Here is a 21,205-nt window from a genome sequence, read left to right as displayed (position 1 = left end):
TACAGGTGAGGTGAACCTTAATGGGCAGTTTGATTGGTCGTACCTTGGGGCTGGCAGCCGGGTTTTTGCTGGTCTGGGTCGTGGCCTACCGGCTGGGTGGGTGGATGGTGCACAACCGTTATGACGACCTGTTGTATTTCTCCGGCTGGCTCGGCACGGTGATGGTACTTGCTTCGCTCGGTTATTCAGTGAAAAAACTGTGGAAGCCCTTGCCCGGTAAATTAGGCACATGGCTGGATCTGCACATGGTGTTAAGTATGGCCGGGAACTTTTTTGTCTGCCTCCACGTCGGTGGCCGGTCCTTTGCGCTGGTACCGTGGCTGACTTTTGTTTTTTTCCTGGTGGTCATGCTCAGTGGCCTCGTCGGTTACTACCTGCACTTTTATAGCAAGCGTAAGATTGCCCAGGAGCGCAAGGAATTAAAAGAAGAAGGGCTGGCACCGGCCGAGCAGGAGGAAGCGTTGGCCTGGTTGATCACCGGGGAGCAGATCCTGGCCGGATGGCGGAAGGTACACATTCCGTTGAACATCACCCTGGGCCTGTTGCTGCTCTTGCATATCGTTTCGGCACTCTATTACCGGGGGGTGTAACGGGTGGAAAAAAGTCAAGGCTTATCGCGGATGACCAAGCAGGTAATTTTGCTTTCGATGCTTTTTGTGTTGATGGCGACGGCGGCCTTTGCGATGCAAAAGCAACTGCTGCCGGAGGTTTTTTATTCGCCCGGTGAATTAAGTCAAGAGCATACCGATGCGGTGAAGGGCTGCATCGATTGTCATCAGCCCTGGGAAGCGGTGACGGGTACCAACTGTACCACATCGAACTGTCACAGCCGTGAACAAATGGCGGAGACATTGTCGCCGGAGATGGTGCTTTTCCATGATAAAAACCAGCAGAAAGATTGCTTGGCTTGTCACAGTGCCCATCGCGGCGCTGACGGGCAGAAGTCGACCGCTTTTGATCACAGCAAGCTGGAAGCGGGCATGTCGTGCACCGAATGTCACCAGTTGCCCAAGGATGAACTGCATAAGTCGACAGGCAACGATTGTGCGGCCTGCCATACGACCGAGACCTGGCAAGGGGCCAAGATCGATCATGAAAAGCTGGCCCAGGGAAAGGCCTGCATCGATTGTCATCAGGTCCCGGCCGACAGTCTCCATAAAACGGCCGGCAATGATTGTGCAACTTGTCATACGACCGAGTCCTGGCAGGGGGCGAAGTTTGATCACAGCCAGTATTACCCATTGATCAAGGAGCACCAGGTTTCTTGCGTGAAATGCCACCCGGGCAATGATTATTCGACCTATTCTTGCACTTCTTGCCACAGTGAAGCCAAGATGCTCCGCAAGCATCGCACCAGCGATTATAATAAAATTGCCGATTGCATGTCTTGCCATCGCGATGATCGCAGCGGCTCAGGCCACGACGGACGGGAACGATGGGAAGAGGGGGAGCGTTCCCGCTATGAGCGAGACGGTGAACGGTGGAGTCGCTCGGAATACCGGCGTCATGAAGAAGATGACGAATAATAGCTGGTAAGTTGGACATTCCCTCCCGAATATGCTCTGAGTAGAGCGGCTCAGCGCAGGGAGGGAAGGGCATGAGACGGTACTGGCTGATCACCTTGATCGGCGTGGCGTTGACGATGATGGTAGCCGCAGTCGTCTTGGCAATCCGCGGGTATCAAGAACGCTGGGATCCGCCGGACCCGGCGGCAGTGGTTCGGCGGGCGGTCGTAGGTACACTGCAAAGTCCGGCATTTCGTTTTGAGAGCACCTTTTTAATTCAGGTTGACGGTCGCGAAGAAGTGGTCAGTCGTTTCAGCGGTGAGCGAGCCTCAGGCGATCGCTTTCATTACAAGGGGATCATGCTGCAGTCACCGGCGGAGTTTTACACAGCCGGTTCGGTCTTCTATCTTTGGGATCCGGTGAAAAAGACGTGGTACACACTGGAGAAAAACAGTTTTGGCCCGCAAGATCTGCTTTTATCCGAAGTCAGCCCCTTGTCGATCTTTGACTTCCAAGAACTGCAGAATGTGGGCGTGCTGGGGCGGGAAAGAGTGCGTGACCGCGAATGCTTGCTTTTGGATTATCAAACGGAAGTCCACAACCGCTTGCTGAATGTACTCTGGAAGGATTTTCACTATCGTCTTTGGATCGATCCCTGGAAGAACGTCATCTGCAAAACGGTGGTGGAAGCGACGAGCCGCAATGCCCCCAATGATCGCTTACTGCTGACGGTTGAATTTTTCGACTATGACGGCACTCATGCAGTGGAACCACCGGTTTTGCCGTAGCGGCGAAATTCGACTTTTCTTTGGCGTCGATTGACGGAGTTTTGGCTTACTGCTATAATTTTGACGATAGGTATGCTCGTCGTAGGCGACCTGGTACACAGGTCAGGTTGAGGCCGGTAGATAATACCGGCCTTCTTTGTGTTTATGGAGTGGACAAGTACGAAAAGGGAGGCATGAGCGTGGAGCATGTGATTGACCGGGTGCTGCTCGACGAAACGGCATTGCAGGCCAAGGTGCAGGAACTGGGTGAGCGAATCACGCGGGATTATGAAGGCAAAGATCTTTTGGTCGTCGGGATTCTTAAAGGGTCGCTGCTGTTTATGGCCGACTTGCTCCGGGCGATCCGCATCCCCCTCGAAATCGACTTCATGGCGCTTTCCAGCTATGGTTCCGGCGCAAGCACATCGGGCGAGGTGCGTATCCTCAAAGACCTGGATCAATCGATTGAAAATCGCCATGTTCTAGTCGTTGAAGATGTCATCGATACAGGCCTGACGCTGAACTATCTCATGGATAACTTGAAGTCGCGCGGCGCTGCATCGGTGAAGGTCTGTACGATTTTGGACAAGCCGGAACGTCGACGCGTAGCGATGACGGTCGATTACAACGGCTTCACGATTCCTGATGAATTTGTCGTTGGTTATGGGCTGGACTATGCGCAGCAATATCGCCATTTACCGTTTGTGGCGGTACTGAAGCGTGAGGTCTACGGCGGGTAGCGCCAGGTACGGAATCCAGATGAGGGTTCTCCGGAAACTGACCCAGGCGGGGAAACTGACCCAAGCGGGTCACCGAACATAAAACACAAGAATTATGAGAGGGGCGAGTTGGTTGGCACAAGCACATGAAACGATTTTAGTCCTTGATTTTGGTGGTCAATATAATCAATTGATCGCTCGCCGGGTGCGGGAACTGCACGTATATTGTGAAATGCACCCATTTTCCATCTCCATCGAAGCGATCAAACAAATGAATCCCAAGGGGATCATTTTTACCGGCGGGCCATCCAGCGTCTATGCGGACAAAGCACCGCAAGTTGATCCGGCGATCTATGAGTTAGGGATTCCCATCTTCGGGATCTGCTACGGCATGCAATTGATGGCCCATCAATTGGGTGGCACCGTCATTGGTGCAGAGCAGCGTGAATACGGTAAATCGGACCTCGCGGTACTGGCTTCGGAAGGCCCTTTTATCGGACTTAGCGGCGATGTGCAGTGCTGGATGAGCCACGGCGACAAAGTGGCAGCTCTGCCGGCCGGATTTGAAGTTATCGGCAAAACGGCCCATGCACCGGTAGCGGCCATGGGTAATAAAGAACGCCGTTTTTATGCCGTGCAGTTCCATCCGGAAGTGCGCCATACGCCGCAAGGCCTGGAGATGCTCAAGCGTTTCCTCTATGACATCTGCGGCTGCACCGGCGAATGGACGATGGCCAACTTTGTGGAAGAGCAAGTAGCGGCCATTCGGGAACAAGCCGGTGACGGTCATGTGCTTTGCGCCCTTTCGGGCGGCGTGGATTCGTCGGTGGCGGCGCTCATGGTGCACCGCGCTGTCGGCGATCGCTTGACTTGCGTTTATGTGGATCATGGTTTTATGCGCCTCAATGAATCAGCGCGCATCGTCAAGACCTTCCGGGAAGAGCTGGGCATGAACCTCATCGCCGTCGATGCCTCGGAGCAGTTTCTCGGCAAGTTGGCCGGTGTGACCGATCCGGAAACGAAGCGCAAGATCATCGGCACGGAATTTATTCGCGTCTTTGAAGCGGAAGCGGCCAAGATCGGCCAAGTGGACTTCCTGGTACAGGGCACGCTTTATCCCGACGTCGTCGAAAGCGGCACGTCGACGGCGGCGGTGATCAAGTCGCATCACAACGTGGGCGGGTTGCCGGAAGACATGAAGTTTCAACTGATCGAGCCGCTGCGCACCTTGTTCAAAGATGAAGTGCGCGAAGCCGGTCTGCAATTGGGCTTGCCGGAAGATATCGTCTGGCGTCAGCCTTTCCCCGGACCGGGTCTGGCGATCCGCATCCTTGGCGAGGTGACGAAGGAAAACCTCGATATTCTGCGTCATGCCGATGATATTGTGTTTCAAGAGATCAAAAAATCGGGCCTCTATCGTCAGATTTGGCAATCCTTCGTCGTGTTGCCGACGAACGTCCGCAGTGTCGGTGTCATGGGTGATGAGCGCACCTATGCTTTTCCGGCAGTGCTGCGCGCTGTGACCTCCGATGATGCCATGACGGCCGACTGGGCACGACTGCCTTATGATTTGATCGAATCGATCTCGTCGCGCATCGTCAATGAAGTGCGCGGGATCAACCGGGTTGTTTATGATGTGACGTCCAAGCCGCCCGGCACGATCGAGTGGGAATAGTCGCCACTAAGCGCTAGCTTTCAGTGGCGTTTTTCCTCAAAAAGTGGTTTAATATAAGCGAATACCTAGAAAAGTAGCAGGAGTGATCGTCGCGTGGGTGTAGATACGCCAAAAGTCGGCATTGTCATGGGCAGTGACTCAGACTTGAAAGTCATGCAAGAAGCTGTGAATGCACTCAAAGAATTTGGTATCGTATCTGAAATGATCGTCTGCTCGGCGCACCGTACGCCCGAGCGCGCTGCCCGCTATGCCGAGACGGCAGAAGCCCGTGGCTTGGAAGTGATCATTGCCGGTGCCGGTCTCGCGGCCCATCTGCCCGGTGTGATAGCAGCCTTTACCACCTTGCCGGTGATTGGTGTGCCGCTGCAATCGGGCGCGTTGCAAGGCTGGGACAGCCTCCTGGCGATTGCCCAGATGCCGCCCGGTGTACCGGTGGCGACCGTTGCTGTCAATGGTGCGAAGAATGCCGGTTTACTGGCCGTGCAGATCCTGGGCGGTAAATACCCGGAACTGCGCGCACAATTTGCTGCCTACAAACAAAAAATGGCCGAGCAAGTCATGGCCAAAGATGCGCTTTTAGGCGAACCACGGCCTGTTTTTTAATTACAACTGCATAGAAGGAAGAGCAGCTCAGGGTTCCACGGGAGACCGGTTTGGACCGAGCGCTGCAAAAAGAAGTCAACGGCGACCGAACGTCGAACACGTCTTTTACACCGGAGGGGAAAAAGCCCAGGCGGATAGGTTCCAGAGTTTGGTTTTGGATCTATCCGTCTCGGCTTTTGTTTTTTATTCATCAAACCACCAGAAAACCGCCAAAAATACCGAGAGTAGCAAATCAATGTAGGAGGATGTTTCCATGATCGATCGTTATACCCTGCCTGAGATGGGCGCCATTTGGGCGGCCGAAAACCGTTTTCAAAAGTGGCTCGATGTGGAAGTGGCCGCTTGTGAAGCGCTGACGGAGCAAGGCAAAATTCCCCGGGAAGCTTATGAAGTGATCCGTGAAAAAGCGGCCTTCAACGTTGACCGCATCAATGAAATCGAAGAGATCACCAAACATGACGTCCTGGCCTTTTTGACTTGCGTCGCTGAGTACATCGGCGAAGAGTCCAAATATGTGCACATGGGTATGACCTCGTCGGACGTGCTGGACACAGCCCTGTCACTTCAAATGAAAGAAGCCGGCGCGATTCTCGTGCAAAAGCTCAAGAAACTGCGTGAAGTCATCGCTGAGCGTGCCAAAGAGCACAAGTACACCGTCATGGTCGGCCGGACCCACGGTATCCATGCCGAGCCGGTCACCTTCGGCCTGAAGTTGGCCCTGTGGTATGACGAAGTGGGCCGTTGCATCAAACGGATGAACGCTGCCAACGACATCATCAGCGTCGGTGCCATCTCCGGTGCTGTCGGTACCTTTGCGCAGATCGATCCTTCGGTCGAAGAATTCGTTTGCCAACGCCTGGGCCTCAAGCCGGCGCCGATCTCCACCCAAGTGATCCAGCGTGATCGCCATGCCGAATACATGGCCACCATCGCCGTGATCGGCTCTTCCTTAGAAAAATTCGCAACGGAACTGCGCAACTTGCAGCGTACCGACATTCACGAAGTGGAAGAAGCTTTTTCCAAAGGCCAAAAAGGTTCTTCGGCCATGCCCCACAAGAAAAACCCGATCACGTCGGAACGGGTGGCTGGTCTTTCGCGGGTCCTGCGCGGCAACGCCCTGGCGGCTATGGAAAACGTCGCCCTGTGGCATGAGCGCGATATTACCCATTCCTCGGTGGAGCGCGTGATCATTCCCGATTCGACGATCCTCCTTGACTACATGCTGGCCAAGATGATCGAAATTGTGGCCAACCTGCAAGTCTTCCCTGAAGCCATGCAAGCCAACTTGGACAAAACGCTGGGCCTCGTCAACAGCCAACGAGTCATGCTCGCCCTGGTCGACAAAGGCGTACTGCGAGAAACGGCCTACCATCTGGTACAACGGAACGCCCTCAAAGCCTGGGAAGTCAAACGGCCCTTCAAAGAACTGGTTAAAGGCGACGCCGACATTATGGACAAACTCAGCGTCGACGAAGTCGAAGGCCTTTTTGATTACGACTATCACATCAAACACGTCGATACCTTGTTCAAACGGGTTGGACTGTAATTCGCCCGGCTGTCCATTACATCCAAACACATGTTAATCAACGATCGTCCGGAACGGTAAAGGAGGAGCAGCCCAAATGGCATCGGTAGAAAAATTAGAGCAGCTTTACGAAGGCAAAGCCAAGAAAATCTACGCCACCAGCGATCCGAACATTTATTGGGTCGCCTATAAGGACTCGGCCACTGCGTTCAACGGTGTTAAAAAAGCAGAAATTGACAACAAAGGCATCCTGAATAACCGCATTTCGGCCTTATTCTTTCAGTATCTGGAAAAGCAAGGCATTCCGACCCACTTTGTGGAGCAACTGAGCGACCGGGAAATGCTCGTCAAATCGCTGCGCATCATTCCTGTGGAAGTGGTTGCCCGTAACATCGTAGCCGGTTCGCTGGCCAAGCGGGTCGGCCGCCCTGAAGGCACGGTGCTGGCCAAGCCGGTCCTCGAATTCTACTACAAAGATGATGAACTGGGCGATCCACTGATCAACGACTACCACATTGCTGCCCTCGATTTGGCGACACCGGAGCAGATGGACACCATCGCTTCGATCGCGCTGCGCGTCAATGACATCCTCAAAACCTTCATGGCCGATCTGGGCATTGACCTGGTCGACTTTAAACTGGAATTCGGTGTTCATGGCGATACAGTGATCCTCGGCGACGAAATCTCCCCGGATACCTGCCGTTTCTGGGACTCCGAGACCAAAGAAAAACTGGACAAAGACCGCTTCCGCCGCGACATGGGTGGCCTGGAAGAAGCCTATCAAGAGATCCTGCGCCGCCTGGAGAGCAAGCTGGCGAACTGAGGAGATAACGATGAAAAATCTGGCGGGAGGCCCTTCGATGGCGAACGAAATCAGCCATGGGATGCCCTGGGATAAGATGGAGGAAGAGTGCGGCGTCATCGGGATCTATGGTCCCGGCAAAGACGTAGCACGATTGACTTATTTTGGTTTGCATGCCTTGCAGCACCGTGGGCAAGAAAGCGCCGGTATCGCGATCGGCAACGGCGAAGACATCCAGTTTAACAAAGGCATGGGCCTGGTGACCGAAGCGTTTAATGAGCATAAATTGCGGGAAATGGCCGGACAAGTAGCCATCGGCCATGTACGCTATTCGACGACCGGCTCCAGTTTGCTGGCCAATGCCCAGCCCCTGGTTTTTCGCTACTTAAAAGGCATGATGGCCGTGGCTCATAACGGCAACTTGACCAACGCAACTGAACAGCGCCATAACTTGGCCGTGACCGGCGCTGTTTTTCAGACCACCACCGATACCGAAGTGATCGTCAACTTACTGGCCCGATATAACCAGTCATCGATCGAAGAAGGCTTGATGAAGACGATGATCGACATCAAAGGTTCCTACTCGATGTTGGTCATGACGGAAGACCGCTTGCTGGGTGTGCGCGACCCGCACGGTGTGCGGCCGCTGTGTATCGGCCGCCTCGGTGATGCCTATATCTTCGCGTCCGAATCGTGCGCCCTCGATACGCTCGGTGCCGAATTTGTCCGCGACGTGGAACCGGGCGAGATCGTCGTCGCTGACAAGCGCGGCCTCACATCGATCAAATCGATGATCCGCGCGCCGCGGGCCATGTGCATCTTTGAATACATCTACTTTGCCCGACCCGACTCGAACATCGACGGCATCTCGGTGAACCGGGCGCGTCGCGCCATGGGACGGCAGTTGGCTCGCGAATGCCCCATCGACGCCGATGTGGTAATCAGCGTACCTGATTCCGGTACGGCCGCCGCCATTGGCTACGCCACCGAATCGGGCATCCCCTTTGAAGAAGGATTGATGAAAAACCGCTACATTGGCCGGACCTTCATCCAGCCGTCGCAAGAGATGCGTAGCCAAGCGGTACGGTTAAAACTCAACCCAATCGTCAAAGCCGTTGAAGGCAAGCGGGTCATCTTGATCGATGATTCCATCGTCCGTGGAACGACCAGCGGCAAGATCGTACAACTCCTGCGTCAAGCTGGCGCCAAGGAAGTGCACATGCTCATCTCGTCGCCGCCGATCACCCATCCCTGCTACTATGGGATCGATACATCGGTACGTAAAGAGTTGATCGCCGCGACAAAGACCATTGAAGAGATCCGCCAGGCCATCGGCGCCGACAGCCTCTACTATCTGTCCGAAGAGGGCTTGTTGAACACCATGGTCGATCAGCGTGCCGATCTTCCCGCTGAAAGTTACTGCACCGCTTGCTTTAGCGGCAACTATCCCATCGACGTACCGCAGGGTGTGGATAAATTCACGATGGAAGGCTGCGGTTGCTAAGGGCGATCGGCAGTACCTTTGTGATACCCAGCATGTAAAAGCACATAACCACAAGACTTCCGGAAGGGCAGGGAATCGCCTGCATGCCCCGGAAGCAGAGGGGGCACCTTTATGAGTACAACCACTCCGTCCCCGGCGGAGGGCCTCAGTTACGCCGCAGCCGGCGTTGATATTGCCGCCGGCAACCGCGCCGTCGACTTGTTTAAATCGCACGTAAAAAGTACCTTGCGCCCTGGTGTCCTGACCGATATCGGCGGATTTGGCGGTCTTTTTGCCCTGGATCGTGATAAGTATGAACAGCCGGTGCTCGTTTCCGGCACTGACGGTGTCGGCACCAAATTGCGCGTCGCCATGCTCATGGACAAACATGACACCATCGGCATCGACTGTGTAGCCATGTGTGTCAACGATATCTTGGTGCAAGGTGCCGAGCCGCTGTTTTTCCTGGACTATGTCGCCGTCGGCAAGTTAAGCCCGGAAAAAGTCGCCACCATCGTCGGTGGCGTTGCGGACGGCTGCCGCCAAGCCGGCTGCGCCCTGATCGGCGGCGAGACCGCCGAAATGCCCGGCTTTTATGCCGAAGAAGATTACGACATGGCCGGCTTTGCCGTCGGCATCGTCGACCGCAAAAAAATCATTGACGGCTCCACGATTATTCCCGGTGATGTGCTGATCGGTCTGCCGTCGGCGGGATTACACAGCAACGGCTACTCCCTGGCCCGTAAGATTTTGCTCGAACATGCCGGGTACAGCATTGATACCCATCTGGACGAGCTGGGCCATACGGTCGGCGAAGAAATGCTCGTGCCGACCCGCATCTATGTAAAACCGCTGCTGAAGTTGATGGAAAAAATCAACGTCAAAGGCATGGCCCATATCACCGGCGGCGGCATCACCGAAAATGTGCCCCGCGTCCTGCCCAAAGGCTTCCAAGCGCAAATCGAACCAGGCTCCTGGCCGATTCCGCCGGTCTTTTCCTTGATGCAGCGTTTGGGCGCTGTGGCTGAAGACGAAATGCTACGTACCTTTAACTGCGGCATCGGTATGGTCGTTGTCGTGGCACCGGAAGATGCCGAAGCAGCCATGGCCTACCTCACCGAAATGGGTGAAGCGAACTACCGGATCGGCCAGATCATCGTCCACGGTGAAGGCTGCGCCATGCCGGCATCGGTAACCTATACCGGAGCGCTGCCCTGGACCAAGGCGGAGGGCACCTGATGACGCTCCAATTGGCAGTGATGGCGTCCGGCCGGGGCTCCAATTTACAGGCGGTCATCGAGGCGATCGACGCCGGTCGCCTTGATGCCCACGTGGTCATGGTTCTGGCCAACAAAGCCGATGCCTATGCCTTGACCCGAGCCAAGGAGCGCGGCATTCCGGCCGTATTTCTTGATCCCAAGGCCTATGGCACGCGCGAAGACTATGACCGGGCGGCGGCAGCGCAATTGCGGCAAGCCGGTGCAGAAGCACTGTTGCTGGCTGGCTATATGCGCATCGTGACGGCCAGTTTAATTAATGCCTTTGCAGGACGGGTGTTGAACATTCACCCGTCCCTCTTGCCGTCTTTTCCCGGGCTGCACGCCCAGCGTCAAGCCTTGGACTACGGCGTGCGCTATTCCGGTTGCACGGTCCATTTTGTCGATGAAGGCCTTGATTCGGGGCCGATCATCTGCCAGGCCGTTGTTCCCGTAGAACCGGGCGATACAGAAGCGACGCTGGCGGCGCGCATTTTAACGGAAGAGCACCGCATCTTGCCGGAGGCGCTGCAACTGATCGCCCAGGGGCGGGTGACCGTCACCGGGCGGCGTGTAGAGATCCAGCCTGCCCAGTAACGAAGATGCTTCAGGATGGTTGTCTTGAGCAACCTGAACATTCTTGAACCCTAGAATAAAATAAATTGTAGGCGAACCGATAAAGGAGGGCGACCGATGAAACGACGCGCGTTGATCAGTGTGTCTGACAAACAAGGTGTAGTTGAATTTGCCCAAGGTTTAGTTGAACTTGGTTTTGAGATCGTCTCGACAGGCGGTACCTTTAAAACGATCCGCGCCGCCGGTGTACCGGCCACCTATGTAACGGAAGTGACCGGTTTTCCCGAAATCCTCGACGGGCGCGTGAAAACGCTGCATCCGAAAGTACATGGCGGCATCTTGGCCCGGCGTACGGAAGATCACCTACGCCAGCTTGACGAAAATGCCATTGTGCCCATCGACGTCGTGGCCGTCAACCTTTATCCCTTCCGTCAAACCGTCGCTAAACCCGGTGTGACCCTGGAAGAAGCGATCGAAAACATCGACATCGGCGGCCCCGCCATGGTGCGCGCGTCGGCCAAAAACCATGCTGCCGTGACGATCGTCGTTAACCCGGCCCACTACAACACCGTCTTGGAAGCGCTGCGCACCCATGGCAGTGTCCCCGCCGATCTGCGCCGGCAACTGGCGCAAGAAGCGTTTGCCCATACCGCCGAATATGATACCGCCATCGCCGCTTATTTGTTAAAGCAAACGGCCGAAAATGACGATACAACAGAAGTTGTGGAAACAAGTGACGCTTTTGCCGCTTTTAACAACATGGTGGTGCCCGGTGCGCTGACGCAAGTACAAGCGCTGCGCTACGGCGAAAACCCCCATCAAAAAGCAGTGTTTCTCCGTGAAAACAACTACCAAGGTGCCGGCGCCGGTACCGCGCGGCAACTGTGGGGCAAAGAGCTTTCCTTTAATAATCTCTACGACCTAAACGCCGCCTTGGAACTGGTCCGCGAGTTTGATGTGCCGGCAGCGGCCATCATCAAGCACAACAACCCTTGCGGCACCGCCATCGGTGCGACCGTCGTGGAAGCCTATAAAAAAGCCTATGATGCCGATCCCCTTTCGGCCTTTGGCGGCATTATCGCCTTCAACCGTCCCGTTGACAGCGATACGGCCAATGAAATCGTCAAAACCTTCATGGAAGCCGTGATCGCGCCGTCTTTTGACGAAGGGGCCATCGAGATCCTGAAAACCAAAAAAGGCCTGCGCATCATGGAAACGGGTTCCCTGGAAGGGGCCGACCCGACTTATGATGTCAAAAAAATCCGCGGCGGTTTCTTGCTGCAAGAAGCCGATACCGGCTCAGTCACCGCTGATGATCTGCAGTGCGTCACTGAGCGCAAGCCGACCGAACAAGAATTGATCGACTTGCTGTTTACCTGGAAAGTGGTCAAGCATGTCAAATCCAATGCGATTGTCGTCGGCAAAGACGGCGTCACCTTAGGCGTCGGTGCCGGTCAGATGAACCGCGTCGGCTCGGCGCAAATCGCCATGGAACAAGCCAAAGCTGCCGGTGTTACCAGCGGCATCGCCCTGGCTTCTGATGCGTTCCTGCCCTTTAAAGATACGGTGGAAGCGGCCGCAACCTATGGAGTAACGGCGATCATTCAGCCCGGCGGATCGATCCGCGACGCCGAATCGATCGAAGCCGCCAACCGACTGGGGATCGCCATGGTCTTTACCGGCATGCGCCACTTCAAACATTAAACCGAGGGAGGAACACCTGTGAAGCGGCTGAAGCCCGAAGGATTAAAGGTGCTCGTCGTCGGCGGCGGCGGGCGCGAACATGCGCTGGTCTGGAAAATCAAACAAAGCCCGCGCGTTGCGCAGGTTTTCTGTGCGCCCGGTAATGCCGGCATCGCTGAGATCGCCGAGTGTGTCTCCATCGAAGCCGGTGACGTGAGCGGCTTGCTGGAGTTTGCTTGGAAGAACCAGATTGACCTCACCGTCGTTGGACCGGAATTACCCCTTTCCAAAGGGATTGTCGATACCTTTGAAGCGCACGATCTGCTGATCTTCGGCCCCAGCCAAGGTGCGGCCGAGATCGAAGGCAGCAAAGCCTTCGCCAAGAACTTGATGCAAAAGTACAACATCCCCACCGCTGCCTACGGCGTGTTTACCGAAGTGGAACCGGCCCTGGCCTTTATCGACCAACTGGCCGCCACCAAGACCGACGGCGGATGCCCTTGTGTGGTCAAGGCTGACGGCCTGGCGGCCGGCAAAGGCGTGATCGTCGCTGCCGACGTGGAAGAAGCCAAAGAAGCAGTGCGCTCCATGTTATCCGGCAACAGCTTCGGCGCCGCCGGGTCCCGTGTGGTCATCGAGGAATTCCTTGAAGGCGAAGAAGTCAGTATTCTTGCCTTCAGTGATGGAATTCATATCGTGCCGATGGTCTCAGCGCAAGATCACAAGCGTATCTTTGATCATGACCAAGGACCAAACACCGGCGGCATGGGCGCCTATTCACCGGCGCCGGTTTATACGGAAGAACTGGCACCGATTGTGGAAGAGAAGGTGCTGCGTCCGACGATTGCGGCCATGGAAGCGGAGGGACGTCCCTATGTGGGCGTGCTTTATGCCGGATTGATGGTCGGTGCGCAAGGTGTCAAAGTGCTGGAATACAATGCCCGCTTTGGTGATCCCGAAACGCAGCCGGTACTGATGCGCTTGGAGACCGATCTTGTGGACATCATTCAAGCGTGCCTGGAAAAGCGCTTAGATGAGCAGCCGATTCGCTGGAGTGAAGAAGCGACCGTTTGTGTCGTCCAGGCTGCGGCCGGCTATCCCGGCGACTATGAAAAGGGCCAGGTGATCCACGGTTTATCACCGGTGTTGCCCGGTGTGGCGATCTTCCATGCCGGAACCGCCCTTCGTGATGGTCAAATTGTGACCCAGGGTGGACGAGTTCTCGGAATTACAGCAAAAAGCAGGAATATTCGATCGGCTATCGAATTGGTTTATAGCCAATGCGCACAAACCGGTTTTGAAGGGGTTCAATACCGGCGCGACATTGGACGGCGGGCGCTGGAACGGGAACAGCGGTAATGAGCGTATGATCGCACGATCAATCGTATGATTAGTTGTATGATAGTCATATGATCAGTCGTATGATGCTCCCGGCGCACGCTGAATTCAAGAGCAAAAGGAGCGATAGTCGTGGCTGGAGACGGTATGTGCCCCATTGCCGCTTATCTCTGGGAGAATTTCCAGGTTGAGATCAAAAACATCAAAAACGAATATGGTTGTGATGACGGTCAAGCCGTATGCAGTTTTCTTTGCCCCGAAGTGCTTCAAACCTATGAAGGAACAACGGACGGACGTTGTGCGATCCGTGTGCGTTTGTTGAAAGACTACTAAAGGATCTCCGCAACGATGGATGGGTGCGTTAGAAACACCGGGCAGGACGCCCTGGTGTAACGGATAGAACATAGGAAGCTCCGGTACAACCGGAGTGGCCCAAGGAGTGGGGTTGCAGAATATTCTGCAGCCCTATTTTTTTCACATCGCCGATAGCAAGTATTTTGCACTAAAAGTGAAAAAAACCATGAATGTTGTAGGTTACTTACATTGTTCAGGGATTGATATAAGTAGGACTAATATTTGTTTAATCTTTTGCAGGATGTTCGTTATTTTTGGCGAAAATGTTTATGTTAGCATTCAGATTAGAATTTGGAAAATAGCTGCTAATCTGGAAACTGGCGCTGCAGTCGACAGCGCCGGGAGAACCGGGAGGGATGTAGGTGACAGTTTCAATAATCAAAACGTGGCGCACCAAATCACTGGCCGCGTTTCTCGTATGTACGCAATTGATCGGCTTTACTGCGGGGGCAACTACTTCGGCTGAAGCAGCGTCCCCGGCGATGAGCCTCGCCTGGGAAGAACTTTACGGCGGCAAGGAGCAAAACCGTGGCTATGCTACATGCATTACGTCCGATCATGGGTTTGCCCTCGTCGGACAGGCTGTCGATGCCCAAACGCAGTATACCTTTGGCGATGCCGATATTTATCTGGCCAAGACTGATAAGACCGGTTATCTGCAGTGGGAAAAAATGATCGGCGATTATGGCCCCGATACGGGCACAGCCATTCTGGCAACGGCCGACGGCGGGTACATCATCGGCGGCAGCTCCCAAGTCGGCTTTAAGCGCTATGATAACGCCTATTTGCTTAAGCTAAATGCCAGTGCCAAAAAAGAATGGGACCGTAAAATCGGCGGTGAAGCCGATGTAACCCTTAATGATCTGCAAATCGCCAATGACGGCGCTTATGTGATGACAGGCACCATCGATAAGCACGGCAGTCAACGGGCCGATCTCTATGCAGCTAAAATCGATACGAATGGCAAAGTCGTCTGGGAAAAATCTTGGGGCGGCAAGGATGATGAGCACGGAAAAGCCATTCGTCCGACTGCTGACGGCGGCTTGATGATTCTGGGTGAAACCAGTTCCCGTGGTCAAGGCGGTTATGATCTCTATCTCATGAAGATCGACGCCAACGGCAAAGAGCAATGGTCCAAGACTTATGGCGGCAAAGCCTGGGATATCGCCGAATCAATGGAAGCGACGATGGACGGCGGCTATATTCTCGTAGGGCGCACGGCTTCCTTTAATAACGGCGACTATGACACCTATATCGTCAAGACCGACGGCGGCGGCAATTTGATGTGGGAAAAATCATTCGGCCAAAACGGCTGGGATGTAGCGATGCATGTGGAGCAATCACTGGATGGCGGCTATTATATCGCCGGATGGACCGAGAGCAAAAAAGCCGGTAAGTATGATCTGTTCCTTTTGCGCCTAGACGGGTCCGGCAACCGCCTCAGCTACAGTAGCTTGGCTAATGACAAGTTTAGTGAGCAAATGGCAATCGGTATCGATGAAAAAGGCGGGTTGACCGTTACCGGGATCTGGGCGGAAGAATTGAAGTGGAACCAAGCATATAAAGGAAAAGAAGCGGTCAATGCCCAAGCGTATTTGGCGAACATCACCGTTGCACCGGCCATCCAATCGGTTCAGCGCGACAAAAGGGCGAACCTAGCCGTTAACATTGTTGTAGATGGCAAAGAATTTGTGACAACTATGAATCCACTGAACCGTGAAGGGCAGATTTTTGTGGACGCTGAAGATTTGGCCAAAGCGCTGGGCGCAAGTTTTAAACCGGCCAACACCGTTGAATACATAACCTTACAGCGCGATGGTAAAGAAATCCGCTTTGTTACCGACCGTAAGGAAGTTAAGGTGAATGATGACAAGCACCAACTGACGGTTCCCGCCTTTGTGTATGGCCCCCGTTATATGGTTCCCCTGCGTTGGGTCTGTGAACAGTGGGGCGTCAAAGTCGGCTGGGATGAAAGCACTCGTTCGGTAACGCTGACAGCACCGAAGCTGACACCTTGAAACACACCTTGAGCATTTGTTCACCAAACATTGAATAAAGGATAGATAATGCTTATAATAAAGTAGACTATCCAGTTTCTACAAAATCCATCGTGGGCATAGTAAAAACGTAATAAACGAGGTGTTTGTTTAGAGATGCAGCAAGGTGTAGCTAAGAATTACCTCGGTGCCTGGCTAGTTAAAGAAAACATCATCAAACCGGAACAATTGCAAGAAGCGTTACAAATTCAAAGCACAAGCAAAGATAAAAAGCTGATCGGCAAAATTCTTGTCCAGTTGAACTATTGCACGGAAAATGATGTGGCGCGCATCATGGCTAAGCGTGACCGTGTTCCGTTTATCTCCCTGGAAAATTATAATAGTGATATGAATGCATTGGCGACGCTTGCTCCGGAAGCGGCGAAACGCTACAATGCCTTACCCATTGGGTTTGATAACGACGGACGGTTGCTGGTGGCCATGAAGGAACCGAGAAATATCATGGTGCTCGATGATCTGCGTGTACTTACCGGCTATGAGATTCAACCTGTTATTGCTCCTGATGGAGAACTTGAAGTTGCCATTGAACAATATTTTCGTAATAGTAGCAACTTTGATGAAAATGAAGAAACAGACACGATGCCTGAGTTGGAGACTACCGGCGATGACGGTGCTGAGCGACCGGCGGTTCAACTCGTTAATATGATTCTGGCGCAAGCCGTTAGTGCCAAAGCCAGCGATATTCACATTGAACCTTATGAAAAGTATTTACGTGTGCGCTTTCGCCTGGATGGTGTACTTCACGACATGATGCAACCGCCGAAGCGCATGCATCTTTCCCTGGTATCGCGGATCAAAGTCATGGCTGGTATGGATATTGCCAACCGTCAAACGCCGCAAGACGGACGGATGACCTTTCGGCTTGATGGGCGTGTGATCGATGTGCGAGCGGCTTCGTTGCCCGGCAGTTATGGTGAACGATTGACGCTGCGTTTACTCGATCGCTCCAATGAAATTATTACATTAGAGGAACTGGGCATTGCACCGGATATTCTCAAGCGTTACCGTAAAGCGATTCAGCTTCCTTATGGCTTTGTGCTTGTTACGGGTCCGACAGGTAGCGGTAAGAGTACGACGCTATATGCCAGTTTACTGGACCTAGATCGCGATCAGCGCAATGTGATCACTGTCGAAGATCCAGTTGAGTACCGACTTGATCGGGTCAACCAGATACAGATTAACCCCAAAGCCGGCTTAACCTTTGCTACGGGTTTGCGCTCCATCTTGCGGAATGACCCGGACATTATTATGGTCGGTGAGGTGCGGGATAAAGAAACAGCACGCATTGCCGTAGAATCAGCGATGACGGGGCATATGGTTTTCTCCACGTTACATACCAATGACGCGGCCGGTACGATCAGCCGTCTTGGCGAGATGGAAATAGAACCTTTTCTGACCACATCATCGCTTGTGTGTGTGTTAGCGCAGCGTCTGGCACGGTTGCTTTGCCCACACTGTAAAGAAGCCTATACGGCTACACGTGCTCAAGTCGTCAATATTCCCGGGTTCCCGCTGGAACGCGGGGAAGAAACATTCAACTTATATCGACCCGTTGGTTGTATGCGTTGCAGCAACACCGGCTATCGAGGACGGATTGGTATCTTTGAATTCTTACCGATGACTTCAGAGATTCAACGGTTAACGATTGCCAATCGCTCCGCCGCGGAGATCAAGCAAGCTGCGATTGCCGAAGGCATGATTACCTTGCGCCAGGACGGCCTCCGCAAAGTCAAGGAAGGATTCACGTCGCTGGAAGAGGTCTTAAGGGTGGTGCTGTAGTTACCATGTTGTTACCCAACAAACATACTTTAGATGGATTGCTTAACCAAGCAGTGGAAAAAAAAGCATCGGACGTCCACTTAGTCGCTGGTCTACCGCCGATGGTCCGTGTTTTCGGTGAGTTGATACCATTAGAGGGTCAGGAAGCGTTATCAGCTGATGAGATTCGTAAGCTGATCTATGCGATTTTCTCGCCGGAACAACGGGAGCGGTTAGAGCAAGATTTAGAACTTGATTTCTCATACTCCATTTCCCAAGTCAGTCGCTTTCGCGGCAATATCATGTGGCAGCGGGGAACGATTTCAGCGAACTTTCGTCTTCTGCCGTTAGAAATACCGCGCTTGAAAGAGCTGAATTTACCTAGTGTCATTCATGAATTTGCGCAACTGCCGCGGGGGTTAGTCCTGGTTACTGGACCGACAGGCAGTGGCAAATCGACGACATTAGCAGCCTTGCTGCGTGAGATTAATGAAAAAAACAATCTCAATATTGTGACCATCGAAGATCCCATTGAATATATCCACACGCCAAAAAAATCGATCATTCGCCAGCGGGAAGTAGGTAATGATACGCTTTCTTTTGCTGATGCACTGCGGCATGTTTTGCGCCATGATCCCGACGTGATCATGGTTGGCGAGATGCGTGACTTAGAGAGTATTCGCAACGCGATTACAGCAGCAGAAACGGGGCATTTGGTCTTCTCAACCATGCATACCCAAACAGCACCGCTGACAATTCACCGCATCATTGACGTTCTGCCAAACCATTTGCGCGATCAAATGGCTCAGCAGTTAGCCAGTTGCTTGCAAGCTGTTGTTTCGCAGCAGCTGTTACCGCGCAGTGATGGTAAAGGTCGCGTTGTAGCGGCGGAGATCTTGATCAGCAATGCTGCCGTAAAGAACCTGATCCGTGAAAGCAAGGAACATCAACTTTATACGGTCATGCAAACGAGCCGCAGTCAAGGCATGCAAACGATGGATCAAGCTTTGGCAGCGCTTTATGCGTCGGGACGAATTACCCGTCAAGCCGCTTTTGAATACTGTGTCGATGCGATCGAGTTGGAGCGGGAAATGCAAAAAGTGAGTATGTATTTTTAATCTATAAGAGGATGTATTTACGAGCACTGTAGCAGCGGGTAGTAAAACAAAGCCCATAGGGGGGGAACCAATGCCGGTATTTAACTATGAGGCGATTGATAAATATGGGAATATGGCGCAGGGAAGAGTAGAAGCCGAAAATGACATGGCAGCGGTTGCTCGCTTGCGCAAGATGGATTACTCCGTGCTTGATCTTACCGTTGTTAAGGAATCACCTTTTGCTCGCTTAACCCAAGGACGCGGTAGCATCAAAACTAAAGATGTTTTGTTTTTTGTGGTTCAGTTAGCGACGATGATTTCAGCGGGGATGCCTTTGGCGCGATCACTGCAAACCCTTAAGCGCCAGTCAGAAAACCCGGCCATGGGCAAAGTGATCGAAGAGATTGCTAGCAACGTTGAGTCTGGGATGAGCTTTTCTGAGTCCTTACGATCCTTTCCCGATGTGTTTCCGGCGATGCAAATTGATATGGTGGCAGCCGGTGAGACCGGCGGTGTGCTGGAAGAGATGTTACACCGTATTGCCGAACAACTGCGTCGGGATAAGCGTTTGAAGGATAGTTTGCGATCGGCGGCTATGTATCCTATCGTTATGGTTTGTATCGCTTTAGTTGTAGTGTTGGTTATGCTTTTTTACCTTGTGCCGACTTTTGAGGGGATGTTTCCGAAAAACATACCGGTACCGGCTGCGACACAGGTAGTTTTCGCTGCCAGTCACTCCGTACGCGAATATTGGTATGTTTACCTGATCGGCGGGGTATCGGTCTTCTTTGCCTTGCGTACGTATTTTACGGGCACAGACCATAAATTGTGGGATCATTATAAATTTTCGTTGCCTCTCTTTGGCCCGCTTTTGAAAAAAGCGGCCATTGCGCGCTTCACAAGTACCCTGGCGACGTTGCTGGCCAGTGGGGTTCCCGTTATTCAAGCGCTGGAAGCGGCAGGGCCTTCGACAGGTAGCGGTTTAGCCGCAGAAAAAATCAAAACCGCTTGTGAGCGTGTTCAAGAAGGTCAAGGGATTGCGGGACCGCTACAGGAAAGTCTATTCTTTCCCCCCATGGTGATCGATATGGTTGCCGTTGGTGAAGAAACCGGTAATATTACCCACATGTTAACTCAGGCAGCAGAATTTTATGACGAAGAAGTTCAGACGATGTCAAAAGGCCTAACGGCCCTGTTAGAACCGTTTATGATCGTGATTATCGGCTTGATCGTGGGAGGCATCATCATCGCGTTGTACTTGCCGATGTTTGCCATCACCACATCATTAAGCTAAGCACGGTGAGCCGAAGTGGTAGCGACCTTACCCAAAGCAAGGAGGTGAAAGCATTGCATCGGAAAAATGAAAAGGGATTTATTTTGCCGATCGCACTGATTGTTTTGTTGATGCTTAGCTTCCTTGGTATGAAATTAGTTGAGCTTGCCATGCAGGATAGTAAATATTTGAATGACAATCGCCAGCGGGCCGGTGCTTACTATCAAGCGCGCTCAGGCGCTGAGATGGCTATACGTCTGTGGCAGGAAGCACCAAGTGATAAAAAGGTATTTACCATCAAAGAGACCACTTCTTCGGGGAGATTTGTTACAAAGGTTATTAAAATAAGTGATGATGTGTATCAAGTAATTTCTGAAGGATTTCAAAATGATGAATTGAAAGAAGATCAGGATGATCCAAAACAAATAGTAGTTGCTGAGATTACGACCAAACCTCAGTTAGGTGATGATAAATATTATGACAAAGTAACCGGTATAGCGAAGACGCCATCGGACTCAGACACTGAAAATGCAATAGCGGTTATAATTGCTCCTCCCTCTAAACTAGAAGTTAACGATATTGTTACATTTAAAGCCAAAAAAGGATTCCACTTCACAACACCAGTTAATATTTTAGCTAATAGAGTCCGTCTAGGAACCTAATGAAAATAAGCATGGTATTCGTTGAAACTGTGTTTTTTCCAAATTAATCAAGAAAGTAGCCACAAAACGCAC

General features: G+C 52.8%; 19 protein-coding genes. All 19 read left to right on the top strand.

Going from position 1 to position 21,205, the window contains the following annotated elements:
- Positions 1 to 20 precede the first annotated feature (20 nt).
- A complete protein-coding gene (locus EDD73_RS10305; protein WP_131919713.1) occupies positions 21 to 590 on the top strand; it encodes a hypothetical protein in 570 nt (189 codons plus the stop codon).
- 3 nt (positions 591 to 593) lie between these two features.
- Complete coding sequence (locus EDD73_RS10300) at positions 594 to 1,526, top strand: cytochrome c3 family protein (RefSeq protein WP_131919712.1); 933 nt, start codon at positions 594 to 596, stop codon at positions 1,524 to 1,526.
- A gap of 71 nt (positions 1,527 to 1,597) precedes the next feature.
- Positions 1,598 to 2,293, top strand: coding sequence for a hypothetical protein (locus tag EDD73_RS10295; protein WP_131919711.1), 696 nt, complete (start codon positions 1,598 to 1,600; stop codon positions 2,291 to 2,293).
- Positions 2,294 to 2,466: 173 nt separating this feature from the next.
- Positions 2,467 to 3,012, top strand: coding sequence for a hypoxanthine phosphoribosyltransferase (hpt, locus tag EDD73_RS10290; protein ID WP_423244903.1), 546 nt, complete (start codon positions 2,467 to 2,469; stop codon positions 3,010 to 3,012).
- A 112-nt stretch (positions 3,013 to 3,124) separates the two neighbouring features.
- Positions 3,125 to 4,666, top strand: a complete 1,542-nt coding sequence (gene guaA / locus EDD73_RS10285) for a glutamine-hydrolyzing GMP synthase (protein WP_131919709.1) — start codon at positions 3,125 to 3,127, stop codon at positions 4,664 to 4,666.
- 93 nt (positions 4,667 to 4,759) lie between these two features.
- Positions 4,760 to 5,269 carry a 5-(carboxyamino)imidazole ribonucleotide mutase gene (gene purE / locus EDD73_RS10280; RefSeq protein ID WP_264672927.1) on the top strand — a complete coding sequence of 170 codons (510 nt, stop codon included), beginning with the start codon at positions 4,760 to 4,762 and terminating at the stop codon, positions 5,267 to 5,269.
- Between the two features lie 253 nt (positions 5,270 to 5,522).
- Complete coding sequence (gene purB, locus EDD73_RS10275) at positions 5,523 to 6,815, top strand: adenylosuccinate lyase (protein ID WP_131919708.1); 1,293 nt, start codon at positions 5,523 to 5,525, stop codon at positions 6,813 to 6,815.
- 76 nt (positions 6,816 to 6,891) lie between these two features.
- Positions 6,892 to 7,617, top strand: coding sequence for a phosphoribosylaminoimidazolesuccinocarboxamide synthase (gene purC / locus EDD73_RS10270; RefSeq protein ID WP_131919707.1), 726 nt, complete (start codon positions 6,892 to 6,894; stop codon positions 7,615 to 7,617).
- A gap of 37 nt (positions 7,618 to 7,654) precedes the next feature.
- Entirely contained in the window at positions 7,655 to 9,100 is a 1,446-nt protein-coding gene (gene purF, locus EDD73_RS10265) for an amidophosphoribosyltransferase (RefSeq protein WP_131919706.1), read from the top strand.
- A 111-nt stretch (positions 9,101 to 9,211) separates the two neighbouring features.
- Entirely contained in the window at positions 9,212 to 10,318 is a 1,107-nt protein-coding gene (purM, locus tag EDD73_RS10260) for a phosphoribosylformylglycinamidine cyclo-ligase (RefSeq protein ID WP_131919705.1), read from the top strand.
- The gene (gene purN / locus EDD73_RS10255) at positions 10,318 to 10,932 is read left to right on the top strand and encodes a phosphoribosylglycinamide formyltransferase (RefSeq protein ID WP_131919704.1); all 615 of its coding nucleotides are present in this window, start codon (positions 10,318 to 10,320) and stop codon (positions 10,930 to 10,932) included. Before purM ends, purN begins: the two co-directional genes overlap by 1 nt.
- A gap of 96 nt (positions 10,933 to 11,028) precedes the next feature.
- Positions 11,029 to 12,615: a bifunctional phosphoribosylaminoimidazolecarboxamide formyltransferase/IMP cyclohydrolase gene (gene purH, locus EDD73_RS10250; RefSeq protein WP_131919703.1), complete on the top strand. Its 1,587-nt coding sequence runs from the start codon at positions 11,029 to 11,031 to the stop codon at positions 12,613 to 12,615.
- 18 nt (positions 12,616 to 12,633) lie between these two features.
- Positions 12,634 to 13,953 carry a phosphoribosylamine--glycine ligase gene (purD, locus tag EDD73_RS10245; protein WP_131919702.1) on the top strand — a complete coding sequence of 440 codons (1,320 nt, stop codon included), beginning with the start codon at positions 12,634 to 12,636 and terminating at the stop codon, positions 13,951 to 13,953.
- A 111-nt stretch (positions 13,954 to 14,064) separates the two neighbouring features.
- The gene (locus EDD73_RS10240) at positions 14,065 to 14,265 is read left to right on the top strand and encodes a hypothetical protein (RefSeq protein WP_131919701.1); all 201 of its coding nucleotides are present in this window, start codon (positions 14,065 to 14,067) and stop codon (positions 14,263 to 14,265) included.
- A gap of 383 nt (positions 14,266 to 14,648) precedes the next feature.
- Positions 14,649 to 16,304, top strand: a complete 1,656-nt coding sequence (locus EDD73_RS10235; protein WP_131919700.1) for a copper amine oxidase N-terminal domain-containing protein — start codon at positions 14,649 to 14,651, stop codon at positions 16,302 to 16,304.
- Positions 16,305 to 16,439: 135 nt separating this feature from the next.
- Positions 16,440 to 18,122 carry a GspE/PulE family protein gene (locus EDD73_RS10230; protein ID WP_131919699.1) on the top strand — a complete coding sequence of 561 codons (1,683 nt, stop codon included), beginning with the start codon at positions 16,440 to 16,442 and terminating at the stop codon, positions 18,120 to 18,122.
- A 5-nt stretch (positions 18,123 to 18,127) separates the two neighbouring features.
- A complete protein-coding gene (locus tag EDD73_RS10225; protein ID WP_131919698.1) occupies positions 18,128 to 19,219 on the top strand; it encodes a type IV pilus twitching motility protein PilT in 1,092 nt (363 codons plus the stop codon).
- 70 nt (positions 19,220 to 19,289) lie between these two features.
- Complete coding sequence (locus EDD73_RS10220; RefSeq protein ID WP_131919697.1) at positions 19,290 to 20,492, top strand: type II secretion system F family protein; 1,203 nt, start codon at positions 19,290 to 19,292, stop codon at positions 20,490 to 20,492.
- A gap of 53 nt (positions 20,493 to 20,545) precedes the next feature.
- Positions 20,546 to 21,133 carry a hypothetical protein gene (locus EDD73_RS10215; RefSeq protein ID WP_131919696.1) on the top strand — a complete coding sequence of 196 codons (588 nt, stop codon included), beginning with the start codon at positions 20,546 to 20,548 and terminating at the stop codon, positions 21,131 to 21,133.
- Positions 21,134 to 21,205: the final 72 nt, after the last annotated feature.

The organism is Heliophilum fasciatum (genome assembly GCF_004341395.1).
Taxonomy (GTDB): Bacteria; Bacillota; Desulfitobacteriia; order Heliobacteriales; family Heliobacteriaceae; genus Heliophilum; species Heliophilum fasciatum.
Note: the sequence above shows the minus strand (reverse complement) of the source record. Positions and strands in the feature narration are given on the sequence as shown.

Excerpts from the sequence above, each read along its gene's own strand:
- EDD73_RS10305 (WP_131919713.1), top strand. The coding sequence starts at position 21 with ATGGGCAGTTTGATTGGTCGTACCTTGGGGCTGGCAGCCGGGTTTTTG.
- EDD73_RS10295 (WP_131919711.1), top strand. The coding sequence starts at position 1,598 with ATGAGACGGTACTGGCTGATCACCTTGATCGGCGTGGCGTTGACGATG.
- hpt (WP_423244903.1), top strand. The coding sequence starts at position 2,467 with ATGAGCGTGGAGCATGTGATTGACCGGGTGCTGCTCGACGAAACGGCA.
- purB (WP_131919708.1), top strand. The coding sequence starts at position 5,523 with ATGATCGATCGTTATACCCTGCCTGAGATGGGCGCCATTTGGGCGGCC.
- purC (WP_131919707.1), top strand. The coding sequence starts at position 6,892 with ATGGCATCGGTAGAAAAATTAGAGCAGCTTTACGAAGGCAAAGCCAAG.
- purF (WP_131919706.1), top strand. The coding sequence starts at position 7,655 with ATGGCGAACGAAATCAGCCATGGGATGCCCTGGGATAAGATGGAGGAA.
- purM (WP_131919705.1), top strand. The coding sequence starts at position 9,212 with ATGAGTACAACCACTCCGTCCCCGGCGGAGGGCCTCAGTTACGCCGCA.
- purN (WP_131919704.1), top strand. The coding sequence starts at position 10,318 with ATGACGCTCCAATTGGCAGTGATGGCGTCCGGCCGGGGCTCCAATTTA.
- purH (WP_131919703.1), top strand. The coding sequence starts at position 11,029 with ATGAAACGACGCGCGTTGATCAGTGTGTCTGACAAACAAGGTGTAGTT.
- EDD73_RS10230 (WP_131919699.1), top strand. The coding sequence starts at position 16,440 with ATGCAGCAAGGTGTAGCTAAGAATTACCTCGGTGCCTGGCTAGTTAAA.
- EDD73_RS10225 (WP_131919698.1), top strand. The coding sequence starts at position 18,128 with ATGTTGTTACCCAACAAACATACTTTAGATGGATTGCTTAACCAAGCA.
- EDD73_RS10220 (WP_131919697.1), top strand. The coding sequence starts at position 19,290 with ATGCCGGTATTTAACTATGAGGCGATTGATAAATATGGGAATATGGCG.